This window comes from Alicyclobacillus sacchari, from assembly GCF_004366795.1.
Classification (GTDB): domain Bacteria; phylum Bacillota; class Bacilli; order Alicyclobacillales; family Alicyclobacillaceae; genus Alicyclobacillus; species Alicyclobacillus sacchari.
The window spans coordinates 1-3,383 of record NZ_SORF01000043.1 but is presented as its reverse complement, the minus strand read 5'-3'; the positions used below and the strand labels follow the sequence as shown (position 1 = coordinate 3,383).

Sequence of the window (3,383 nt, the reverse complement as noted above, 5' to 3'; positions counted from 1 at the left end):
GTTTTAAATGCTTCTTTTGCTTGGATACGACACTAGGCTTTGAGCGGTCGCCATTAGCCTACGGCGGTGGTATCGGGTGTTCTGAATGTGACTTTGTCATGAGGAACGAAATAATTACGCCAAGTTTACGGCACGATGAGACACGGATGAGTTTCCGTATACATTGAAGGGTTAAACCGTAAGTGGTATGCTTAAAATAACAAAGCGGAAGGGCGAGGCTGGTCTACCAGCCCTTCCGCCGGGGTTTAGGAGCGGGGATTACGCTGGCTGGCGTCCCCGCTTTCGCTTGTCTCCCCTTTGCGTTGTTCTCGCATTGCTTTCCACTCCAGCCATGCCTTCATCGTGCCCAGTAGCGAAACGAGAACTCCGCATATGAGTTGAACCAAACGAAACACGTCCATATACCCCTCACCCCCCTTCCGTCTCAGACGTAGGAGGAAAGGCGGAAGGTTCTGCCCTTCCAAAGGCTATTCTACCAAATCTATCTTCAACTTGTTTGCGCCACACGTTGACGCGCTTGCGCATATGTACGCAGCGCTGTTAGACGTTGCTCCAGCCATGCCCTTCCATGCGGTTCAGCCAATGCAGACCGCCATTTTTGCGCGTTGAAGTTCTTTTGCAGCACCTTAACACGTTTGGCCGCAAACTTTTGCCCAAGTGCGTCCGCCGCCATCCCGCGTGTCCACGTATCGTCGTACTTGATTCGGTACTTATCGAGCACGTATTTCTGGCGTGGCGACATGGGCGCTTGGCGCCAGTCGGCCTCTTTGTCGATAACTTTCGACTCAATCAGCGCAAGAAAACCCTCCACAATTCCTTGTGCATATTCGAGCGGCAGTGCACGTTCATGCAAGGGTATAAACTTCTCGTTACGCAGTTCGAGCACTGGCCAAAACTCGTCCCCGTCGCGGAACAGGTATGCCCATCCGTTGTCACCATAGGAAATTGCGAAGGTCTCTTTGATCTGCTGCCAACGATACCGACTCCGGTTGGCGAACAGGTTGATCGCTTGCGCCACTTGCGCGGCTTTTTCTCGTTTTTGGGCCATCCGTGTAAGCCATTCGCCAACGGATTCGCCTTCCTCTATCGGAATGTCGTCCGCTATGTCCTGCTCTTCCACCACCTGTACTCCCACAGCCTTTTTTCTCTGTGTTCGCATCAGACGGGCGAATGTCTGCAACGATTTATCGTCGCTCGCGCCCGAGAGGTCGAGCACCAGCGCGTCGGATTTGGCAGGATGCAGGCGCAATGCACGCCCGACCATCTGCACATAGAGCGCTTGGGAACGTGTTGGCCGCGCAATCACCACACAGTCTACGTCTGGTTGATCGTAGCCTTCGGTGAGAATCTGGCAGTTGACAAGCACGCGCAGGCGTTCTTCCGAGAACGCTTGGAGGATTGCAGCTCGTTCTTCCGCTTTCATAGCCCCGTCTACGGCGGCGCAGGCGATGCCACGCTTCTGAAACCGCTCGGCCAGGGCGCGAGCATGCTTGACATCCACGGCGAATACAAGTGTCTTGCGGTCTGGTGCGTGCGTGAGAACCGCGTCCACCACGGCGTCCAACGCCTCTTCAATGTTCATGACGTAGGACAAGTCCTTGGCGTTGTAGTCGCCGCCGACCGTGCGAATCGCGCCAAGATTCAGACCTGGGACCTCGACCTTGACGCCGCGCACATCCGACAGGTATCCGTCCATGATCATGTCGAGAATCGTGCGCTCGTACGTCAGGTGTTCGAAGATATCGCCCAACTCCGTCCGATCTGAACGCGAAGGTGTCGCGGTTACGCCAAGCAACGGCGGGCCATCCGACTCAAACACACCCAAGCGCTCCAATACACCAAGCGCGCCCTCTGCGCGGCTGTGATGGCACTCGTCATAGATGATGAGACCCGGCTGAGGTATTCGTCGCCCCGCGACAAGCGTTTGCGTGGAGGCCAGCAGCACATCACCAAGCTGTTCATTGCGCGCACCCTGGATACGCCCAATGAACGCCTCCGGCCACACATAGTGGATTTTCTGCTCCGCTTGGTCGAGTAGTTCCGTGCGATGCGCGATGACGAGAATCGGCTTGTCTCTCGACACCTCCTCGTGAAAGCGTCTCGCAACGCTGCCAAAGACAATGGTCTTACCCGCGCCCGTCGGAAGGACGATGAGTTGACGTTTGCGCCCATCGGCAAGCGCCTGAAAAAACGCGTCGACGGCTGTTTGCTGATACGGACGAAGTTGAATCGCCATGGCTCTATCCTCCCCATCGCTCGGCGTCCCTCTGCTGACGACACGAAACCACTGTGTCGCGCGGTCAGCACAGGGACGCCCCTGTGCGGTGATTACGCCTGCACGACGGCTTGTTTCAGGTCTGCGCCCGGTTTGAAGGCTGGTGTACGACGTGCTGGTACGTTGACCATCTCACCTGTTCTTGGATTGCGCGCGATACGAGCGGCACGCTCACGTGACTCGAACGTGCCAAAGCCGATGATTTGCACTTTCTCACCGGATTCGATGGTTTCTGTGATGGTCTCAAACAGTGCGTTCAAGACCGCTTCGCATTCCTTTTTGGTGAATCCGGTCTTATCAGCGGTTTTTTGAATTAAATCACGTTTATTCATGGGTGTATCCTCCTCAGTGATAGATTCGTGTGTTGACTTGAGCATAGCATGGCGAATGCATCCTCGTTGGCCAAGTTTACGCCAACTTATCGGTGAAACCGTTGTTCCAATACCTTCGTTTTCTCGCGAAACACGATATTCAGTGCGACAATGCCCAAGATTGCACCTCCAACGACGAGCCATGTCCACATATGGATTCCTCCCTTCATTCAGTCTTGCAAAGCCGTGATAAACCTTGACAACTCCCGTTCTTTGTCGCCATACCATTTGGCCGACAGGAGATATAGATTCTCGCGTGCACGCGTGATCGCGACGTAACACAGGCGTGTTTCCTCGCGCAATTCCTCGCCCTTGAGCGATTTTTTGTGCGGTAGAAGACCCTCTGCAAGGCCGGCGACGAACACTGTCGTCCATTCCAAGCCCTTGGCCTTGTGGATGGTCATGAGTTGCACAGCCTCGTCCTTCGGCTCTTTCGACTTCTCGATGATCCAATCCACGAAACGCAAAAACGACGAGACGGTCTTGTACCTGGACGCCGAAGCGATGAGCGAATCCACCCACTTGATGGGCTCATCCTCGTCTTGTTGGCGTACGAGGCCGGAATGCTTGTCTACCAACCATTGTATCGCTTTGGCAGGTTCCTCTATACAGCGAAGCGTGTCGATGGTTGTCACAAAGGCACGACATTTGGGGTGCGCGACCACCGCCTCCCATCCTCCGTGCTGAACCTCGTGCACGACGTCGATAGGGATATAGCGCTTGGGACGATTGAGCAA

At 55.0% G+C, this 3,383-nt stretch carries 3 protein-coding genes; all 3 read right to left on the bottom strand.

What is annotated here, in order from left to right; translation table 11 throughout:
• Positions 1 to 487: 487 nt before the first annotated feature.
• Complete coding sequence (locus C7445_RS14225; protein ID WP_134161361.1) at positions 488 to 2,236, bottom strand: DEAD/DEAH box helicase; 1,749 nt, start codon at positions 2,234 to 2,236, stop codon at positions 488 to 490.
• Positions 2,237 to 2,328: 92 nt separating this feature from the next.
• Positions 2,329 to 2,607 (bottom strand): HU family DNA-binding protein, encoded by a 279-nt coding sequence (locus tag C7445_RS14220; protein WP_134161359.1) that lies wholly within the window; start codon positions 2,605 to 2,607, stop codon positions 2,329 to 2,331.
• A 209-nt stretch (positions 2,608 to 2,816) separates the two neighbouring features.
• Positions 2,817 to 3,383 (bottom strand): 3'-5' exonuclease (locus C7445_RS14215; RefSeq protein WP_134161356.1); only part of this gene is annotated, 567 nt, incomplete at its 5' end.

Excerpts from the sequence above, each read along its gene's own strand:
- C7445_RS14225 (WP_134161361.1), bottom strand. The coding sequence starts at position 2,236 with ATGGCGATTCAACTTCGTCCGTATCAGCAAACAGCCGTCGACGCGTTT.
- C7445_RS14220 (WP_134161359.1), bottom strand. The coding sequence starts at position 2,607 with ATGAATAAACGTGATTTAATTCAAAAAACCGCTGATAAGACCGGATTC.